Annotated in this window: 18 protein-coding genes; all 18 read right to left on the bottom strand. The window is 54.7% G+C overall.

Annotation, left to right across the window (positions count from 1 at the left end; translation table 11 throughout):
* Positions 1–20: 20 nt before the first annotated feature.
* Positions 21–323, bottom strand: a complete 303-nt coding sequence (gene ureA, locus KZO25_RS07050) for an urease subunit gamma (protein ID WP_114478961.1) — start codon at positions 321–323, stop codon at positions 21–23.
* Positions 324–340: 17 nt separating this feature from the next.
* Positions 341–1198, bottom strand: coding sequence for an urease accessory protein UreD (locus KZO25_RS07045; protein ID WP_223136424.1), 858 nt, complete (start codon positions 1196–1198; stop codon positions 341–343).
* Between the two features lie 198 nt (positions 1199–1396).
* On the bottom strand, positions 1397–2524 hold the full coding sequence (locus KZO25_RS07040; RefSeq protein ID WP_223136423.1) for an AAA family ATPase: 1128 nt from the start codon (positions 2522–2524) through the stop codon (positions 1397–1399).
* A 102-nt stretch (positions 2525–2626) separates the two neighbouring features.
* Positions 2627–3667: an aliphatic amidase gene (locus KZO25_RS07035; protein WP_223136422.1), complete on the bottom strand. Its 1041-nt coding sequence runs from the start codon at positions 3665–3667 to the stop codon at positions 2627–2629.
* A gap of 80 nt (positions 3668–3747) precedes the next feature.
* On the bottom strand, positions 3748–4443 hold the full coding sequence (gene urtE, locus KZO25_RS07030; RefSeq protein ID WP_223136421.1) for an urea ABC transporter ATP-binding subunit UrtE: 696 nt from the start codon (positions 4441–4443) through the stop codon (positions 3748–3750).
* The gene (gene urtD, locus KZO25_RS07025; protein WP_223136420.1) at positions 4436–5179 is read right to left on the bottom strand and encodes an urea ABC transporter ATP-binding protein UrtD; all 744 of its coding nucleotides are present in this window, start codon (positions 5177–5179) and stop codon (positions 4436–4438) included. The genes urtE (KZO25_RS07030) and urtD (KZO25_RS07025) overlap by 8 nt, the downstream gene beginning before the upstream one ends.
* 1 nt (position 5180) lies before the next feature.
* Complete coding sequence (gene urtC / locus KZO25_RS07020) at positions 5181–6311, bottom strand: urea ABC transporter permease subunit UrtC (RefSeq protein ID WP_223136419.1); 1131 nt, start codon at positions 6309–6311, stop codon at positions 5181–5183.
* Positions 6312–6323: 12 nt separating this feature from the next.
* Entirely contained in the window at positions 6324–7193 is an 870-nt protein-coding gene (gene urtB, locus KZO25_RS07015; protein ID WP_223136418.1) for an urea ABC transporter permease subunit UrtB, read from the bottom strand.
* 74 nt (positions 7194–7267) lie between these two features.
* Positions 7268–8503, bottom strand: coding sequence for a transporter substrate-binding protein (locus tag KZO25_RS07010; RefSeq protein ID WP_223136417.1), 1236 nt, complete (start codon positions 8501–8503; stop codon positions 7268–7270).
* 333 nt (positions 8504–8836) lie between these two features.
* A complete protein-coding gene (locus tag KZO25_RS07005; protein ID WP_262488891.1) occupies positions 8837–9496 on the bottom strand; it encodes an ANTAR domain-containing response regulator in 660 nt (219 codons plus the stop codon).
* Between the two features lie 19 nt (positions 9497–9515).
* Positions 9516–10682, bottom strand: a complete 1167-nt coding sequence (locus KZO25_RS07000) for a transporter substrate-binding domain-containing protein (protein ID WP_223136415.1) — start codon at positions 10680–10682, stop codon at positions 9516–9518.
* A 242-nt stretch (positions 10683–10924) separates the two neighbouring features.
* Positions 10925–11623, bottom strand: coding sequence for an urea ABC transporter ATP-binding subunit UrtE (gene urtE, locus KZO25_RS06995; RefSeq protein ID WP_223136414.1), 699 nt, complete (start codon positions 11621–11623; stop codon positions 10925–10927).
* Complete coding sequence (gene urtD / locus KZO25_RS06990) at positions 11623–12462, bottom strand: urea ABC transporter ATP-binding protein UrtD (RefSeq protein WP_223136413.1); 840 nt, start codon at positions 12460–12462, stop codon at positions 11623–11625. Before urtD (KZO25_RS06990) ends, urtE (KZO25_RS06995) begins: the two co-directional genes overlap by 1 nt.
* The gene (gene urtC, locus KZO25_RS06985; protein WP_223136412.1) at positions 12459–13604 is read right to left on the bottom strand and encodes an urea ABC transporter permease subunit UrtC; all 1146 of its coding nucleotides are present in this window, start codon (positions 13602–13604) and stop codon (positions 12459–12461) included. Before urtC (KZO25_RS06985) ends, urtD (KZO25_RS06990) begins: the two co-directional genes overlap by 4 nt.
* A gap of 3 nt (positions 13605–13607) precedes the next feature.
* Entirely contained in the window at positions 13608–15197 is a 1590-nt protein-coding gene (gene urtB / locus KZO25_RS06980; RefSeq protein ID WP_223136431.1) for an urea ABC transporter permease subunit UrtB, read from the bottom strand.
* Positions 15198–15383: 186 nt separating this feature from the next.
* Positions 15384–16754 (bottom strand): urea ABC transporter substrate-binding protein, encoded by a 1371-nt coding sequence (urtA, locus tag KZO25_RS06975; protein WP_083517668.1) that lies wholly within the window; start codon positions 16752–16754, stop codon positions 15384–15386.
* Between the two features lie 309 nt (positions 16755–17063).
* Positions 17064–18563 (bottom strand): tripartite tricarboxylate transporter permease, encoded by a 1500-nt coding sequence (locus KZO25_RS06970; RefSeq protein WP_066452091.1) that lies wholly within the window; start codon positions 18561–18563, stop codon positions 17064–17066.
* Between the two features lie 19 nt (positions 18564–18582).
* Complete coding sequence (locus tag KZO25_RS06965) at positions 18583–19065, bottom strand: tripartite tricarboxylate transporter TctB family protein (protein ID WP_083517752.1); 483 nt, start codon at positions 19063–19065, stop codon at positions 18583–18585.
* Positions 19066–19079: the final 14 nt, after the last annotated feature.

Raw genomic sequence — 19079 nt, 5'->3', positions numbered from 1 at the left:
TTTCCCTCCTGCAGCCAGTGTTAGACGATGGGCGAATGAACCGTGACCAGCTTCGTGCCATCCGGAAAGGTCGCTTCCACCTGCACCTCGTCGACCATCTCGGCCACGCCCTCCATGACGTCATCACGGCTGAGGATCTCGCGGCCGTAGCTCATCATTTCGGCGACGGTGCGGCCGTCACGGGCGCCCTCCATGATCTCGGCACTGATCAGGGCCACCGCCTCGGGGTAGTTGAGCTTGAGCCCGCGCGCTCGGCGACGTTCGGCAAGCAAGGCGGCGGTAAATAGCAGCAGCTTGTCCTTGTCTCTGGGGGTCAGTTCCATGCGATTCTCCTGGAGAGTCAGGTAAACCAGATACGGGGGGGATGGGCACATGTACCGCTCAGCAGAGGCCTGAGACAGGCCCAGGCTTGCTGGCAGATATCCCAGGCTTCATTACGCTCCTGCCCCAGGTAGCGCAGCAGCAGTACGCCGTGACGTACCGTCACCGCCCAGCGTGGAGTCATGGAGATGGCATTCCGCAGCGCCTCGATGGCGCCGGCCTCGTCGTACAGCCCTACCGCCCAGAGCGTGGCCTGCACCGTGGCGCCACCCTGCCCCCAGCGCCTGGCGAAGCGCGGGTGCAGCGGGTCCAGGGGCTGACGCTCCAGCCACAGCGGCTTGCCATCCCGCATCAGGCGAAAGCGCTGGTCGATGCGGCCGGAGACATAGGGCAGATCGCTTGCCGGACGCCCCAATGCCAGCACTTCCCAGCCCAGGCAGCGCGCCGAGCCGGCCAGGTCGATATGCGTTGCTTGCGCACCCTTCGACCCGTCAAAGGCGATGGTCTCCTGGGGTAGCCACTCGAGTACGCCGCCATCTTCCACTTCGAGATGGGTCTGCTGTCGCCAGGCCACGCCATGGCTGTCGGCCTTGTAGAGCTTATTGGCAGCCGGCGTGGTCAGGAGCGCATGGGCATCCGTGCCCACCCGGGCCGATATCGAGAGCCTGTCGCCGCTGACCAGCCCCCCCGGTGGGTGCAACAGGTAGACGTGGCAGGGGCCCGTCCGACCTTCGGGATAGAACGGCCGCTGTACCCGTAGCGGCCCCTGGTGGCGCGCTTGCACCATTCTCGTAACCCCGCCACGCGCCTCGAAAGCCAGCGCCAGCGAGGCCGCCCAGCACCTTTCGCTATCGTAACAGTGCCCTGAAAGAGACATTCATGCACCAATAAAGGATGATAGTGACCAAGAGCATGCAAAATTAAGACTAAGAAAAGCGAAATGATAAAATATCATTTGAAATCATCAACCTAAAAATCCAAGAAGAACGTTCATAAACATTTTGCTGCATCTATCTGGTGCATAATTCAAGGATTTGCCCAGCTATAGTGCAAAGATGAATTGGCTGGCACAGGATCAGCGGTTTTTGCACTGAAAAAACACATGCCCCTTGTGAAATTCAGCATGGTAAACAACAATGTCTTCTCTATTATCATCAGTGGAGTGAAAATCCAGCAGGTATTCTGCAAGAGGAACCTCAATGACTCTACGAACGGCACGGCGTAACGCACGTGCACCAAACTGGCGGTCGAAACCTGTAGATGAGACATAATCGATAACTTCATCACTCACAGTCAACCGGCACTGGTGCTTAAGCAGCCTTCGATTAAGTCTCTGAACCTCAAGCTTGACAAGGTCACCAACCAACTCCATTTCGATCCAATTGAAAATTGTGATATTATCAATCCTGTTAACAAACTCAGGTGAGAATGACTTCAACAATTTTTCCTGAACGATATCTTCGACTTGTTTATGCCTGCCCTTAGCAGATCGTGGAAACAGGCGACGAATGAAACCATTTTGACGCTGCTCGTACCGTTGAATATCACGAGCCCCTAAATTGCTGGTCATGAAAATCAGTGTATTACGAAAACTATAGGTTCTTTCACCAGAAGCAACAGTAAGCATTCCGTTGTCAAAAACATTCAGAAGGGCCTGCAACACCTCAGGACTCGCCTTCTCTAATTCATCGAACAAGACGATCCCAGGGCGCCCTAGACTACCTTCCATTTTATCTTGGTCAAATAACGTATTACCTTCCTTGGCTCCAACATAACCGGGAGGAGCACCGGTGATGGCTGCAGAATAGTGTTCCTGGGAGAGTGTGTTCATATCCACTCTGCAAAATGCATCCGCATCACCGTGCAGGGAACGCGCCAATGATCTAACGACTTCCGTCTTGCCGACACCAGTAGGGCCAAGGAAAAGAGCGGTAAATAACGGACGCCGGGGATCGGTAATATCCGCACGTACAACCTTGAGTATATCATGTACAGACTCAATCGCCTTTTCTTGACCTAGAATATCCTTCTTCAATGCATCCATGACAATATCAACATCAAACTTAAAACGACTTTCCAGCCTTGACTTGTGTGCCAGGTGTGACTGGAGCACGTCATGCTCTGAAGAATTCTCCGAATCCAAGGCATCCTGATCCATTCGCTGCCTGTCCGTATTATCCAGCATGTCGTTAATAAAAGGCATTAGCTGATCTCCCTACCGCCCACAAAGCAGAATCGGAAAAATTGAAATAGAGCGTAACCGGCCCTGCCAACTGACAGCAGGGCCATTGAGATAGCTTACCTATCAAGCCTCCTTTTCTTTTCCATCATAAGGCAAGCTACCAACCGGGCATTGCGCCACACCTGAGGTTTTACGTGTAATGGCTTCTACTTCCTCTCTAGCCTTCTCTGCATCATTAACCCATGTCTTGTAAAACTCAAACGGGCACTCGGCTAACCCTTTGTCTCCATCTCCAGATGCGTGCATGCCGGAATAGCCACGATGCAGAATCTTGAACAAATGATTCTGTGATTGATCGTTCTGTCGAGCGTCACGGATTTGAGACACTGACAGCTGTGCATACTGAATGCCCATTTCTTCTTCGCCACACTCACCCAGAGTACGACCATCAAATCCAATGATGGAAGAATGACCAAAATAACTATATACACCGTCAAAGCCAGCAGCATTGGCTACAGCAACATAAGAGTTATTAGCCCATGCCATCGCTTTTGCCATCATGATTTGCTGCTCTTTTGCTGGGTACATATACCCTTGGCACCTGACGATCAGCTCTGCTCCTTTCATAGCACAATCACGCCAGATTTCCGGATAGTTTCCGTCATCACAGATAATCAAACTGATTTTCAGCCCCTTAGGACCTTCAGATACATAAGTGGTGTTGCCAGGATACCATCCCTCTATCGGGCACCAAGGAATGACTTTACGATATTTCTGGACAATCTCACCTTTGTTGTTGATCAAGAGAAGTGTGTTGTATGGATTTTTCTTGGGATGCTCCTCATGACGCTCACCGGTGATGGAAAAGACTCCCCAGGTATTCGCTTTACGGCACGCCTTTGAGAATATCTCAGTCTCTTCGCCTGGGACGACGGAAGCTGTTTCCATCATTTCCTGTGGATCGTACATGATCCCTTGCAAGCTGTATTCTGGAAAGATCACCAAGTCCATTCCCGGTAGACCTTTTTTCATACCAACAATCATGTCAGCAATGTTCTGTGCATTATCAAGAACTTCTGATTTGGTATGGAGCCGGGGCATCTTGTAGTTAACAACTGCCACGCCAACCGTATCATTGCTGCTGGAAATATCACCGTGTCGCATATCTTGACTCCTTAACATCTATTTATCATGATTCGGACAAGGGGAGTCCGAGGTTTTATGGCGGAACGAATGGGTGCCGCCTAGAAGGTGAGGTACTCGTCAACGATTTGGTCGGTGAGTTCCTCCCCTGTTCCTGAAACCGCAATACGTCCTTTATTTAAGACAAGAAAGTGATCTGAAACACGACGAGCGAATGGAATGTTCTGGTCAACTAGAATAATGGTAATGCCCATCTCGCGGTTTAATTTAACAAGCACGTCTTCTATTTCGCGAACGATATTAGGTTGTATGCCTTCAGTTGGCTCATCTAGAAGAAGAATCTTCGGCTCCATTGCCAATGCCCTGCCAATTGCCAACTGCTGTTGCTGACCACCAGACAGATCACCACCACGCCTATTCAAGAACTCTCTTAAAATTGGGAACATGTCCAGGATATATTCCGGAAAATCACGCTTTCCATCTTTTCTTGCATACGTACCCATGACAATATTTTCACGCACTGTGAAGCGAGGAATTACCTCACGTCCTTGTGGGATATAGCCAATACCCTCTTTGCTACGCTGGTGTGTGGCCATACTCCCAAGATCATTACCCATGAATGTTAATGATCCGGTAATTCGATCGGTTAGGCCCATGATGGTACGCAAAAGCGTCGTTTTACCCACACCATTTCGGCCCAGCACACTAACGAAGCTGCCTTGTTTGATAGTAAAGTCCAGGCCTTGGATTACCGGGCTCTTACCATAAAATGAAAAAAGATCTTTTGCCTCAAGCATGATCATCGTCTCCAGCTAAATAGGCTTCCCTCACCGCTGGGTTATTTTCAATTTCTTGTATGCTGCCTTCGGCTAACAGTTTACCCATGTCCATAACGGTTACAGTTTCAGCAATTTCACGAACAAACCCCATGTCATGCTCAACCACAATCATGGTGTGACTACCCTTAAGCGCATTGAAAATTTCTGCTGTTTTCATGGTCTCCTGGATAGTCATACCAGCAGTAGGCTCATCGAAAAGTATCAGCTTGCTGTCTTGAATCAATAGCATTGCAATTTCCAACCACTGGGTTTGGCCATGGGAAAGGTTGGCAGCAACGGTATTGAGCTCATCACCCAAATCGATAATATCTAAAACCTCAGCCATGCGACCGCTCATATTAGAGCGAAAGACGCGCAAGGAATCTAAAACCTTAGGCTTTTGTGATCGAGCAACCTCAAGGTTCTCACAAACAGTTAAATCCTTGAACACCGATGGAGTCTGAAATTTCCTGCCCACTCCAGCACGAGCACGCTTGAACTCCAGCATAGAGGTTATATTATTGCCTGAGAATATTATCTCCCCGCTAGTCGCTTTCGTTTTCCCACAAATGAGATCCAGTGTAGTCGATTTCCCTGCGCCATTCGGCCCGAGAAGGCAGCGTAACTCACCAAACTCGAGGTTCATGGCTAGCCCATCAACAGCACGAAGCCCGCCAAAATTTACCGAAAGATCCTTAATTTCTAAATGTGCCATATTACCGCTCCTTCTTGGAGTCGCTTTGCATTGGTAAACCTGTATTAGCTTCTATTGCATGGCTGTGACCTTTACCATCTGAAGTCATATTTTTTAATTTACCAACACTTGCACGCAAGAGGCCATAAATCCCGTTAGGCATAAACAAAACCACTAGAATGAACACGACGCCGAGGAAAAGCATCCAGCCTTCAACAAATATCTCTGAAAGCCGTCCTTGCAATGCATTTACAACTATCCCACCAAGTGCAGCGGCTACAAGTGAGTTTCGTCCACCAACAGCACACCAGATCACAATTGCAAGGCTAAAGGAGACGCTCATGTAGCTCGGAGATGCGAACTGAAGCACCAAGGCGTACAGCATACCTGCCCAACTGGCGATCGCAGCAGATGTACTGAAAGCCATGATTTCATAACTAGCTACATTATATCCAAAGAACCGAACTCTATCTGGATTTTCCTTTATTGCACGTAGAATCAACCCGACCTTGCTTCGCACAAGAGCTACAGTAAGGACCATTATGACAATCAAGCACCCAGCAACAAAATAGTAGAAATCAGTGCTATAGCTATTTGCCGTCCAGTTGAACAACTCCAAGGATGCCAAGCCTGTAAGACCGTTCTCCCCCCCTGTATACATTTGATACTCAACAAACACCAACTGGAAAGCCACAAGAAAGGACAAGGTAATGATGGCTACAAATACACCCGTAATTCTTCCCCTGAACATGAAGACCCCAATGATACTTGCAACTATCGCAGGCAACAATATTACCGAAATCAGTGTCAGGGTAACCGAGTGAAATGGTTGCCAGAACCATGGCAAAGCTTCAAGGTTCGTCCAGCCCATGAAGTCGGGCATGCCTCCTGGCATATTTTCACTGGCCTTGAGCTTTAAGTGAGCGGCCATAATATAAGAGCCCAAGGCAAATGACCCGGCTTGGCCAAGATTCAATATCCCGGCATAGCCCCAGGATAAAGCTAAAGCCATGGCCGCCAAGCCTAGCGTCAGATATCGTGCATAAGTGTTAAGCTGAAAGCCATCAAAAGATGCGTACATCGGCATTATAAGCAGCACAAATACTGCAAATAAAACATACCCGACAACGTCATAACGAAAATTAAGATTCATGACACCCCCTCCTTAGCGCCGCACTTTATCTGGAAACAACCCTTGAGGGCGAAATCTTATAATAATGATAATTGCCATTAACACCGCGACACGACCTATAGTGTCATTAAAAAGGAATGAAAAAAGTGCCGTAGCCTCACCAACAAGGCCTGAAGCCACCACTGTACCCAACAAACTGCCCACCCCACCTAAAATAACAACAAGGAAGGCATCTACTACAAGGTATGTACCCATGCCGGGAGTTACGCTTATCAAGGGTGTCACTAGAGCACCTGCTATGCCAGCCAGGCCTGCACCGAACGCAAAGGTTACCGCATAAACATTTTCAGAACGTATTCCATAACATTCAGATATTTCTTTATTTTGTATTACCGCGCGAAGTTTCATCCCAAACTCTGTGCGACGCATCAAATACCAAGTACCAAGTACCACCATTAACGAAAACACGATCAAGAAAAGGCGGTAAATGGATAAGGTCGCGCCTGCAATTTCAACATTACCACCCAACATTGAAGGTCCTTCTACATATCGTGATGTAGACCCTAGAATCAATCTCACCAGTTGCTCAATGACAATTCCAATGCCCCAGGTAGCAAGTATGGTGTCAAGAGGACGATGGTACAGCCAGCGTACCACTCCACGCTCTATCGCAAGCCCCATTAATGCAACAACAAGAAATACCAGTGGCAACGAAAGCAGAATATTCAGCCCCATTGATGTTTGAAGAAACCAGGCGGAATAAGCACCGATCATTACAAATTCGCCGTGCGCAAGATTAATGACACCCATAGTCCCGTAAATGATTGCCAATCCAAGTGCTATTAGAAGCAAAATTGAAGCAATGCTTAATCCAGCAAAAAACTGATTTAAAGCAAAATCCATAACTTGCCACTCCTGAAGGTAGGAAATACCCGACGCGGAAACGATGCGACAGCGCCGGGCAATACCAAGTCAAATTAAGTACGGACAAGACCCTCAGCTGTGCACATTTGGTCCTCGTAAGCCCAGTATGGCTCGGGCGCCATGCGTCTCGCAGACTGCTGTACCACTTCTGCTTGACCATCTGCTTGCCATCTGGCGATTTTCGGCCAAAGGTAAGTGTGCAAATTGGGATCTATTTCAATCTCACCTTGCGGTGCAAGCAGACGCAGGCCAACGGCAGCGTCTCTAATATTCAATGGGGTAATATCACTAGGAGCGAGTTGCTCAACAGCTGCTTTAAATTGATATACCTGGAAATACGCTGCCTCATTGACAAAGTGGGTTACTTCATCTTGCCCAAAGCGATTCAAGTACGCTTCTACGAATCGATGGTTAGCTGCTGACTCATGTCCCATGAAATAGGGTGCCGAAGAGAAGTGACCTGCTGCTGCAGCTCCACCCATTGCCTTAACTTCAATCTCAGAACGGGTAAGGCTTGCAACAGGCATTGTCTCCGGGTCAAAACCGGCAGCATGCATTTGGCGTTGGAAAGCGACATCTGAGTCACCTACCAATGTGCAGAAAATAACATCAGGTTTCATATCACGAATTCTGTTTATCACAGAACCAAAATCTGAATGCCCCATTGGCACATACTCTTCATGCACCGCCTCTCCGCCGATATCATCCAGGATCATTTTACAAACATTATTTTCCTCACGGGGGTAAACATAGTTATTTCCGATCAAATAGAAGCGACCACCAAAATTTTCCGCCAGCCAAGGTACGAATTCCTGTTGCTGCTGGTTAGGTACGGCGCCGCCATACATTACGTTGCGTGAGCACTCTCTACCTTCGTACAAAGTTGGGTACCAGAAAAGGTTGTCATGCTGCTCAACCACAGGTAGTACTGCTTGCCTTGAGGCAGATGTATATGCACCAAATACGCTTACGCAGTTATCGCGCAAGACTTGCCGGCGGATTCTATCTGCAAATGTTGCCGGATCTGATGCGGGATCCTCTATTACCGGCTTAAGCATTCTTCCATGGATTCCCCCTTCGGCATTGATTTCTTCAATTGCCATCAAGCAAGCGTTCTGCAAAGTGCTCTCCACTACGGCCACTGGACCCGTAAGGGAAAACAAGACACCTACCGGTATTTCATTGTTAGAGGCCCATGCATTACCGCTCTTGGTCCATATTCCTGGAAACCCTGTTGCCCCAAGGACGCCCGTTGCAGCCACACCTTTTAAAAAATCTCTACGTTTCATAATTGCTCTCCTATTCTTGTCTTTATGCTTAATACGGCTAATACTCAACGCACCATTCAGGCACAAAAAAACCTCTTGGCAAGCACTAACACTGCTATCCCAAGAGGCTTCTCTGCCACTTTTACCAGATACATCAACGTTGATGTACCAAGCTTTGCCTTTTCCAGGCATCTTGCTAGATCAGGTCGACACGGCAAATTTTTTTGGTTCTATATACCGACACTTCTCCCTGAGCAAACCATTACAGCATGCAGCAAACCACTCCAAGTTCATCCATCAATATGTCGAAAACAACAGGCGACATATTAACAATTCAAAACACAAGCCAGAGCTTCACTCAACGCCGTCGTCAAGAAGCTTGTGCTCTCCCCATGCATCCTTTATTCCTTTGGAACTTATATTTCCCAGTATGCTATCTGCATTGATTATCGCTTGGGCAATTTCAACGGTTGATGTCCTCTTTGACATCGCCTGGCTACGTATCATTGCATATGACTCATCTTCCGATATATCATGCAGACGCATAATTATGAATTTAGCCTGGGTGACAATTTGTGAATTCTTAACCTTATCTTTCAGTTTATTAATTTCTTTTTCAGAGCGTTGAAAATCTTTCCATATTCTCCTCGCCAGCACCATGTTGCTTAGCACACCTGTCGGTCGTAGCGGTTTTGTTAATACCGCATCGACACGCATGTCCAACAAGGCGTTAAGCACAGAGGGATTTTCGTAGCTAACGACTCCAATTAACGTTGGCCGTCTCTCGCATTCTTTCCCCAGCAGCTCCAACAATTTTGCCGCTGGGCTTTCCGTCACCTCAATAAATAGTATGTCGACATGTTCAGGCAAGGCGTGCGGCACAGGCCATTGCGCTTCTACTTGACAACCAATACGCCTTATTTGCTCAATTAATTGCTCTGCATGTGAATCTTGTGGGTGCAGAACCATTGTGCGCAAAGTTCGGATTGATTTTATTATATTTCCGGTTGTCATGTTTTCCACAGGCTACCTCTCAGGCGCTTCGGTTTCTGGAGGGATGAGCCATTTCCGCACTCCAGTCATGCAAAGCCGGAACCACAAGGTACGGATCAGGCTTTACCGAATAGGGAGTCTCCCTCTCCACCACATATTGCCCTTCCTGGCTCACGCGTGCTATCCGAGAATATAAATATGTATGGTTATTATCTGGATCTATCTTAATTCTTCCCTGTGGCGCTTCAAACTCCGCTCCACCAAGTGCTATTCGTAGTCGATCAGGATCCTGGCAGCCTGTAGATTTTAGTGCATTGGCCAACAAATGCACCTGAAAATAAGCTGACTCTACACAGCTTGTCACATGAGCACTCACGCCAAAACGGTTACGAAACCGCTCCACAAAAGCCTGACTGGATTGAGTATTTAAATTTTGAAAATATGGCGCTGCCGTAATATGCCCCGCTGCGGCTTGAGCCCCCATTTCTGCCACTTCGGCTTCACTGGTGGTGAGACTGCCGATAGGCGCTTGGCCACCATGAGCTTTATATGCTTTATAAAATCGAACCGTTGCATCTCCCACAACAGTCGAAAATATAACATCCGGCTTTGCTTCATCTATTTCCTGGATTATTTCATCAAAATCTTCGTAGCTAGCTAAAAGAGGTGCATACCTTTCGCCTACCACCTCGCCACCGGCTTGGCGCAGGATATTTCTCATGACCCTGTTCGACTCCCGGGGATAAATATAGTCAGAACCGACAAAAAAGAATCTATTCCCAAAATTTTCCATCAAGTATCTGGCTAGAGGGACGCTATTCTGATTCGGGGCAGCGCCACCATATATCACGTTAGCGGAATATTCAAAACCTTCATATAAGGTAGGGTAGAAAAAAAGCGCATTTTGTCGCTCGACTACAGGAAGCACTTCTTTCCGTGACGATGAAGTGTAGCAACCAATGATGAGCCTGACTCCATCTTCACAGATGAGTCGTTCAGCCAGCTCACCGTATCGCTTGTCTTGTGAACCAGGGTCATACATGATCGGTTCGATTTCTACGCCATTAATGCCTCCTGCATTATTCACCTCGTCAATTGCTAACAGCACACCCTGTTGCTGAGCTTTCTCGATAATTGCCAAGGTGCCTGTTGTGGAGAACAGCACGCCTAATTTGCAAGGCTGGCAGATATGGTTGCTGCTTGACATTTTCGTTATCACTCCAAAAAAAAAAGCCCCCCGGTAACCGGCTATAAAGCCAGTTTCTACGGGGAGCTGTGCTGCTCCTTGGAGGGCTCCCCATCATTGGGAAACCCTTGTCTACTAGATTTGATGATAAAGCTCAGCTTGTCAAGCATGAATGTAACACTGACCTATCGAATGTCTCCCATCAGGTTTAGTCAACACTACTCCTCCGGCATTACACCGAGGGTATTGCCAAGAATAATAATTTACACAGTCAGATGCTCCTTTATCAGCCCATCCGTCAGATCGTTAATCCCCCCCTTGGCCACCGGTCGACCTCGGTTCATGATCACGAAGCGATCCGCGTACTTGCGGGCGAAGGGCAGCTTCTGCTCCACCAGCAGCACCGTGAGCCCATCCTCGTCGATCAGCTTGCGGATCACCTCGCCGATCTGGGCGACGATATTGGGCTGGATCCCCTCCCCCGGCTCATCGAGGATCAACAGGCGGGGCTCGATCACCAGCGCCCGGCCGATGGCCAGCTGCTGCTGCTGCCCCCCGGAGAGATCCCCTCCGCGGCGGTGTTTCATCTCGGCGAGCACCGGGAACAGCTCGAACACCCGTTCAGGGATGCTGCGCTTGCCATCGCGGCGTGCCGCCAGCCCGGTACGCAGGTTCTCCTCCACCGTCATCAGCGGAAATATCTGGCGTCCCTGGGGCACATAGCCGATGCCCAGGCGCGAGCGCTCCTCAACCCGCTTCCTGGTCAGCTCAACGTCATCCGCGTAGCGGATGCTGCCGCTGGAGATGGCCACCTCGCCCATGATCGCCTTCAGCAGCGTGGTCTTGCCGACGCCGTTGCGACCCATCACGCAGGTACACTGGCCGGCAGGCACGTCCAGATCGAGGTCCCACAGGGTATGGCTCTCACCGTAGTACTGGTTGAGCTTGTCGACGGTCAGCATCAGGCCACCTCCTCTTCGGCGTCGGCTCCCAGGTAGACCTCGACCACTTTCGGGTCGTTGGACACTTGGTCCATGCTGCCCTCGGCCAGCACGCTGCCCTGGTGGAGCACCGTCACCTTGCGTGCGATGGAGCGCACAAAGCCCATGTCGTGCTCCACGACGACCACCGACTGCTTGCCAGCAAGGCCGGTGAGCAGCTCGGCGGTGCGCTCCATCTCCTGCTCGGTCATGCCGGCCACCGGTTCGTCGACGAGCAGCAGACGCGGGCGCTGCATCAGCAGCATGCCGATCTCCAGCCACTGTTTCTGGCCGTGGGAGAGGATGCCCGCCGGACGCAGGCGAAGCTCGGCAAGGCCGATGTTTTCCAGCACCTCCTCGATGCGCTCGCGAATGGACGGCGTCATTCTGGCCGTGAGAGTCGGCAGGATGCGCTTGTCCGCCGCCATGGCCAGCTCCAGGTTCTCGAACACCGTCAATGCCTCGAACACGGTGGGCTTCTGGAACTTGCGGCCAATGCCGAGGCTGGCGATCTCCGGCTCGTTCATGGTCAGGAGATCATGGCGGCTGCCGAACCACACCTTGCCGGCATCGGGGCGGGTCTTGCCGGTGATGATGTCCATCATGGTGGTCTTGCCGGCACCGTTGGGCCCGATGATGCAGCGCAGCTCGCCGTCGTCGATGGTCAGGTTCAGGTCGTTGATAGCCTTGAAGCCATCGAAGCTGACCGTGACGTCCTCGAGGTAAAGGATGGGCCCATGGCGTACATCCACCGGCGATGCTGCCGGCACCAGGAAGTCGAACACACGATCCCGGTCGGCCAGTGATCTGAGAAAGCTCATGCCGATACCTCCTTGCCGCTGGGAGTGGGCGATTCGTCATCCTCGCCACGGTGTTTCCGGCGCCGGACGCGATAGGCCAGCAGTCCAGCCACACCCTTGGGCAGGAATACCGTCACCAGCACGAACATCGCGCCCAGGGCGAACAGCCAGGCATCCGGCATCACCCCGGTGAAGACCGTCTTGGCGTAGTTGACCAGGATGGCGCCGATCACCGCGCCGTAGAGCGTCGCGCGGCCGCCCAGCGCCACCCAGAGTACGATTTCGATGGAGAAGACCGGTGAGAATTCGCTGGGATTGATAATGCCCACCTGGGGTACGTAGAGCGCCCCAGCCAGGCCGGCCAGCATCGCCGAAACCACGAAGACGAAGAGCTGGAAGCGCTCGACCCGATAGCCGATGAAGCGCGTTCGCGCCTCCGCATCGCGGGTCGCCACGCAGACCCGGCCCAGCTTGCTGCCGACGATGGCACGGCACAGGACGTAGCCCACGGCCAGGGCCACCCCGGTGGCGATGAACAGGCCCAGCCGGGTGGCATCGCTTCTCAGGTTGTAACCGAGGATGTCGCGGAAGTCGGTCAGGCCGTTGTTGCCGCCGAAGCCCATCTCGTTGCGGAAAAACGCCAACATCAGGGCGAAGGTCAACGCCTGGGTGATGATCGACAGATAGACCCCCGTCACCCGCGAGCGGAATGCCAGGAAGCCGAACACCAGGGCCAGCAGGCCAGGTGCCAGCAGCACCATGGCGAAGGCGAACCAGGCCATGTCGAAGCCAGTCCAGTACCAGGGCAGGCTGTCCCAGTTGAGGAACACCATGAAGTCCGGCAGTTCGGGATGACCGTAGACACCGCGGTCACCAATCTGGCGCATCAGGTACATGCCCATGGCATAGCCGCCCAGGGCGAAGAAGGCGCCGTGCCCCAGGCTCAGAATGCCCAGATAGCCCCACACCAGGTCCACCGCGACGGCGAGCAGCGCATAGCTCAGGTACTTGCCGAACAGGTTGACGGTATAGGCGTTGACGTAGAGCGGATGCCCTTGGGGTACGGCCACATGAAGGATCGTCACCAGGACCAGCGCGGCGAGCAGCACGCCGAGGAACAGCTGGGTCGATCGCTCGGTAAAGGGTCTTCCTAGCCAATGCATGCGTTAACCCTCCGCTGCCCGGCCCTTTTGCGGAAAGAGTCCGCGGGGGCGCTTCTGGATGAAAAGAATGATGAAGACGAGCACGATGATCTTGGCCAGCACGGCACCGGCCCAGGGCTCGAGAATCTGGTTGATCACGCCCAGCGACAGTCCCGCCACCAGGGTGCCCCAGAGGTTGCCCACCCCGCCGAAGACCACCACCATGAACGAGTCGATGATGTAGTTCTGCCCCAGGTTGGGGCCGACGTTGGTGAGCTGGGAGAGCGCCACCCCGGCCAGGCCGGCGACGCCGGAGCCCAGGGCGAAGGTCATGATGTCGACCCGGGTGGCGCGAATGCCCATGGAGCGCGCCATGGCGCGATTCTGGGTCACGGCGCGCACCTCCAGGCCGAGCCGGGTGCGGCGCATGATCAGCATCAGGGCGGCGAACACCACCAGGGTGAAGCCCAGCACATACATGCGATTGAGGGTCAGCGACAGGGCATCGTTGACGACCAGCGAACCACTCATCCAATCCGGGGTGACCACGGTCCGGTTCTGCGGGGAGATGGCCGTGCGCACCAGCTGCTGCAGGATCAGACTGATGCCGAAGGTGGCCAGCAGGGTCTCCAGGGGGCGTCCCTTGAGAAACTGGATGACGCCGCGTTCGATGGCGATGCCGGCCAATGCCGAGACCATGAACCCGGCGGGTATCGACAGGATCAGCGCCAGACCGGGCTGTCCCGGAATCAGCTGCTGCATGGCCCAGGTGGTATAGGCACCCAGCATGATCAGCTCGCCGTGGGCCATGTTGATGACGCCCATCACACCGAAGGTGATGGCCAGGCCAATGGCCGCCAGCACGAGTACCGAACCCAGGCTCAGACCGAAATAGAGGGTCTCGAGGCCGCGGTTGATCCGCAGGTTCTGCTCGATGCTGTTCAGCGCCGCCTGGGCGGCGTCGGCGACCACCGGGTCATCGCCCATCACCGCACGATTCAATGCAACACGCACCCGGGGATGGAGACTGCCCTCAAGGTCGGCAACGGCATCGAGTTCCCCCTGCTCCAGACGATGGATCGCCAGCGCCTGGGTCAGCCTGGCGCGCACCCGGCGATCCTCCTCCTGCTCGATGACACCGGCCAATGGCTCCGCCAGATCGGCATCGACCTCGCCGAGCAGGCGCTCCGCCGAGGCGCGGCGCAGCTCGAGATCCGGTGAGTAGAGATCGACCACGGCAATGGCGCTGCGCAGCTGATTGCGCAGGGCATTGTTGATACCGATGCGATCCAGCTCGCGGCGCGACATCTCACCGAGCGCTTCCCCGGACAGCGCATCCGCCACCGGCCAGTCGCGACCACGGTTATCGAGCACCACCACGAAGCGGCCATCGTCAGTACGCTGCAGGCGACCGTCGAGGAGCGCCGAGAGCCAGTCGCGGGCGCGCGTATCGTCGCTCTGGACGATGGCATCTATGGCTTCGCCCTTGGCCGGATAGGAGTCGACATCGAGCGCTTCGAGCAGCTCAAGGGCCGCGACGTCATCGCCGGCGTCGGAAGACTGTGCTTGCGCAGCCCCAGCCGTGATACACAGGGAAATCAGCAGGATCAACATCGCCAGGCAGCGAGAAGGTCGGCCAGCAGCGCTGCCGGCACTCGCCTTGACCGCCACTGGCCAGGGCAACGGGAAAATCCTCATCGGAGCTTTCCTCTGGATAGAGACGAGAAGGCCTCTGGATAGAGACAAGATGGCGTGCGTCCCGCCGCCCGGCTGGGCGGCGGGGAAATCGACTCACTCGATTTATTCGGCCAAGGCAGCCTCGGCTTCTTCGGCCGCAGTGCTGCCGCCGCAGGAGCCGGTGGCGACATTGAAGTTGCCGCAGCGCATCGGTGCACGCCAGTCGGCAATCAGGTCACGGGAGCCCGGCAGGTAGTCGGACCAGGCATCGCCGGCCACGGTGGAAGGTGTCCGCCAGACCACGTCGAACTGGCCATTATCCTGGATCTCACCGATCAGCACCGGCTTGGTGATGTGGTGGTTGGGCATCATCGCCGCATAGCCGCCGGTCAGGTTGGGTACGGTGACACCGATGATCGCCTCCTTGATCGCGTCGACGTCGGTGGTACCGGCCTTGCGCACCGCCTCGGCCCACATGTTGAAGCCGATGTAGTGAGCCTCCATGGGATCGTTGGTCACCGCCTCCTCGTCGCCGGTGTAATCGATCCAGGCGTCGATGAAGTCATAGTTTTCATCGGTGTCGACGCTCATGAAGTAGTTCCAGGCGGCCAGGTGGCCGACCAACGGGCCAGTGTTGATCCCGGTCAGCTCCTGCTCGCCCACCGAGAATGCGACCACCGGGATATCCGCAGCGTCAACGCCTTGGTTGGCCAGTTCCGTATAGAAAGGCACGTTGGCATCCCCGTTGATGGTGGACACCACCGCGGTCTTCTTGCCCTCGCTACCGAAGCGACGAATATCCGAGACGATGTTCTGCCAGTCGGAGTGACCGAAGGGCGTGTAGTTGATCATGATGTCGTCGTCGGCCACCCCGTGTTCCTCCTTGAGGAAGGCCTCGAGGATACGGTTGGTGGTGCGCGGATAGACATAGTCGGTGCCGGCCAGCACCCAGCGCTCTACGCCCACCTCGTTCAGCAGGTACTCGACGGCGGGAATGGCCTGCTGGTTGGGCGCCGCTCCGGTATAGAAGACGTTCTCGGAGGACTCCTCACCCTCATACTGCACCGGATAGAACAGCAGGCCGTTGAGCTCCTCGAAGACGGGCAGCACGGCCTTGCGCGAGACCGAGGTCCAGTTGCCGAAGACCACATCGACTTCATGCTGGGCCAGCAACTCGCGGGCACGCTCGGCGAACAGCGGCCAGTTGGAGGCCGGGTCGACCACCACCGCCTCGAGCTGGCGGCCCAGCAGGCCGCCCTGCTCGTTCTGCTGCTCGATCAGCATTTCCACGGTGTCCTTGAGCACCGTCTCGCTGATCGCCATGGTGCCGGACAGCGAGTGGAGAATGCCCACCTTGATCGGTTCTTCCGCCAGCGCCTGGGCGCTGAAACCAAGGCTGGCAGTGGTAACCAGTGCGGCAGCCGCCAGCCGTGAAGGACGAAGATAGGGATGGAGATAGGGACGGGACAGGACCTTGCGTCGGGATTCGTTCACTTGTCACTCCTTGCACCTTCCTGCGGGAAGGTTTCATTGTGATGGCATCGCACTGGGTCAAAGGACCGTCCGTGCGGGTCTCAGCCATCAGTCTTTGCAAGGCCTGCGCCACCCTCACGCAAAAATCGTAAATCTTTTAAATTTCAATACATTGGAAACACCAGCCAGGACCATTCACATATCCCTCGGCACTACCGTGGTGCAGACAGAGTCCCCTTTCTCCGCACTTCCCGCACCGTTCGCGTGCAGGGCACACAAAAAAGGGGCACCGGTCTGCACCGGCACCCCAACATCAAAACCCTGGCGCGATCATGTCCGTGCGCGGCGCGCCTTTGCCAGGCCCTGCTTCACCACTGGAAGCAGCAGCGACAGCGCGGCGATGATCAGCAGCCACATGGAGATCGGCTTGTCGATGAAGATCATCCAGTCACCACCCGAGATCTGCAGCGCCCGGCGCATGGATTCTTCCATGATGGCACCGAGGATCAGCGCCAGGATCAGCGGCGCCGCCGGGAAGCCGAACAGGCGCATGCCGAGTCCCACCAGGCCGAATCCCAGCAGCAGGAGCAGATCGAAGACGCTGAAGCTCATGCCGTAGACCCCCACCATGCAGAAGATCAGGATCAGGGCGAGCAGCAGCGGACGCGGCATCTCGAGGATCTTGGCGATATAGGGAATCAGCGGCAGGTTGAGTACCAGCAGGAAGATGTTGCCGATGTACATACTGGCGATGACGCCCCAGAACACGTCGGGACGGTCGACCAGCATGGCCGGCCCCGGGCTGACGCCCATGACCAGCAGCGCACCCAGCAGCACCGCCGTGGTGCCGGAACCGGGCACGCCAAGCGTCAGCAGCGGGACAAAGGAGCCGGTACAGGCGGCATTGTTGGCCGCCTCGGGGGCCGCGACGCCCTTGATATTGCCCTTGCCGAAGGTATCCCCATCCTTGGCCAGGCGCTTTTCCATGCTGTAGCCGAGGAATGAACCGATAGTGGCACCGGCCCCAGGCAATACGCCGGTGAAGAAACCGAGCACGGAGCTGCGGGCGATGGGCGGCGCGATCTCGCGAACCTCGCTTCGGCTCAGCTTCAGCGAACCGATGGCATTGCGCGGCTGCTCCTTGCCCCCACCACCGCGCAGCAGCATGTAGAACACTTCAGCCAGCGCGAAGATACCCAGCGCCACCACCAGGAAGTCGATACCGTCGAGGAGATGAGCAGTGCCGAAGGTGAATCGCTCCGTGCCGGTCTGAAGGTCGATGCCCATGATCGAGATCATCACCCCTATCACGGCAGCGATCAGTCCCTTGACCAGTGATTTGTCGGAGAGCGACACCACCGCGGTGAGCCCCAGCACCATCAGCGAGAAGTACTCGGCCGGCCCGAAGCTGACCGCGACCTTCGACAGCATCGGTGCCACCAGCATCAGGAAGACGATGGAGATGGTGCCGCCGACGAAGGACGCATAGGCGGCAATGGCCAGGGCCTTGCCCGCCAGCCCCTGCTTGGCCATTGGATAGCCGTCGAACGAGGTCGCCACGGTACCGGCGACGCCCGGCGCGTTGAGCAGGATCGATGAACTCGAGCCACCGAAGATGGCACCGTAGTAGACCCCTGCCATCAGGATCAGGCCGGACGAGGGTTCCATGGCAAAGGTGATCGGGATCATCAGCGCCAGGGCACTGATCGGACCCAGGCCCGGCAGCATGCCGATGATGGTGCCGGCAAAGACCCCGGCGAAGACGTAGGCGATGTTCATCGGCTCCAGCGCGATACCGAAGCCGTACATCAGGTTGTTCAGAGATTCCATGGGAGACTCCGGGCCGTGGTCAGAGCGGCAGCAAACCGGTGGGCAGATAGACACCCATGATCCGAGTCATGGTCAGGTAGAGAGTCAGCACGACGCCCAGCGAGGTGGCAAGGTTGACCCCATGGCGGCGATAGCCGTAGTACCAGGCCAGCCCGAAGACCAGCGATACGGAGGCCAGCACGAAGCCTACCGGCACCAGCAGCAGCGCGTAGGCCACGATGGCCAGGGTGGTCACGATGACCCGCGACCATGGCTTCAGCAGCAGCGGGGCGGCCTGCTCTTCGGGGTCCAGCTCCTCGGGTACGTCCTGTGACTTGGGCTTCTCCAGGAACAACAGCAGGGACAGGCCCAGCAGCGTGAAGCCCAGCACCTTGGGGAAGAGATCGGAGTCGATCGGCCTTGGCAGAGGAAAGGGACGGATCTGCCAGGCCATGGCCAGGTAGCCTACCGCTAGCGCGGCCAGCACCAGAGCAATGATCTGGTTGGAATTGAGTCGAGTCATGGCGGACCTCGAGC

Source organism: Halomonas sp. ANAO-440, from assembly GCF_019915905.1.
Taxonomy (GTDB): domain Bacteria; phylum Pseudomonadota; class Gammaproteobacteria; order Pseudomonadales; family Halomonadaceae; genus Halomonas; species Halomonas chromatireducens.
This window is presented reverse-complemented; position numbering and strand designations above follow the sequence as displayed.

Excerpts from the sequence above, each read along its gene's own strand:
- urtC (WP_223136419.1), bottom strand. The coding sequence starts at position 6,311 with ATGAATCTTAATTTTCGTTATGACGTTGTCGGGTATGTTTTATTTGCA.
- urtE (WP_223136414.1), bottom strand. The coding sequence starts at position 11,623 with ATGCTGACCGTCGACAAGCTCAACCAGTACTACGGTGAGAGCCATACC.
- KZO25_RS06965 (WP_083517752.1), bottom strand. The coding sequence starts at position 19,065 with ATGACTCGACTCAATTCCAACCAGATCATTGCTCTGGTGCTGGCCGCG.
- KZO25_RS07010 (WP_223136417.1), bottom strand. The coding sequence starts at position 8,503 with ATGAAACGTAGAGATTTTTTAAAAGGTGTGGCTGCAACGGGCGTCCTT.
- KZO25_RS07045 (WP_223136424.1), bottom strand. The coding sequence starts at position 1,198 with ATGTCTCTTTCAGGGCACTGTTACGATAGCGAAAGGTGCTGGGCGGCC.
- urtC (WP_223136412.1), bottom strand. The coding sequence starts at position 13,604 with ATGCATTGGCTAGGAAGACCCTTTACCGAGCGATCGACCCAGCTGTTC.
- KZO25_RS07040 (WP_223136423.1), bottom strand. The coding sequence starts at position 2,524 with ATGCCTTTTATTAACGACATGCTGGATAATACGGACAGGCAGCGAATG.
- urtB (WP_223136418.1), bottom strand. The coding sequence starts at position 7,193 with ATGGATTTTGCTTTAAATCAGTTTTTTGCTGGATTAAGCATTGCTTCA.
- KZO25_RS06970 (WP_066452091.1), bottom strand. The coding sequence starts at position 18,563 with ATGGAATCTCTGAACAACCTGATGTACGGCTTCGGTATCGCGCTGGAG.
- urtD (WP_223136420.1), bottom strand. The coding sequence starts at position 5,179 with ATGGCACATTTAGAAATTAAGGATCTTTCGGTAAATTTTGGCGGGCTT.
- KZO25_RS07000 (WP_223136415.1), bottom strand. The coding sequence starts at position 10,682 with ATGTCAAGCAGCAACCATATCTGCCAGCCTTGCAAATTAGGCGTGCTG.
- urtB (WP_223136431.1), bottom strand. The coding sequence starts at position 15,197 with ATGTTGATCCTGCTGATTTCCCTGTGTATCACGGCTGGGGCTGCGCAA.
- urtE (WP_223136421.1), bottom strand. The coding sequence starts at position 4,443 with ATGCTTGAGGCAAAAGATCTTTTTTCATTTTATGGTAAGAGCCCGGTA.
- KZO25_RS07035 (WP_223136422.1), bottom strand. The coding sequence starts at position 3,667 with ATGCGACACGGTGATATTTCCAGCAGCAATGATACGGTTGGCGTGGCA.
- KZO25_RS07005 (WP_262488891.1), bottom strand. The coding sequence starts at position 9,496 with ATGACAACCGGAAATATAATAAAATCAATCCGAACTTTGCGCACAATG.
- urtD (WP_223136413.1), bottom strand. The coding sequence starts at position 12,462 with ATGAGCTTTCTCAGATCACTGGCCGACCGGGATCGTGTGTTCGACTTC.
- ureA (WP_114478961.1), bottom strand. The coding sequence starts at position 323 with ATGGAACTGACCCCCAGAGACAAGGACAAGCTGCTGCTATTTACCGCC.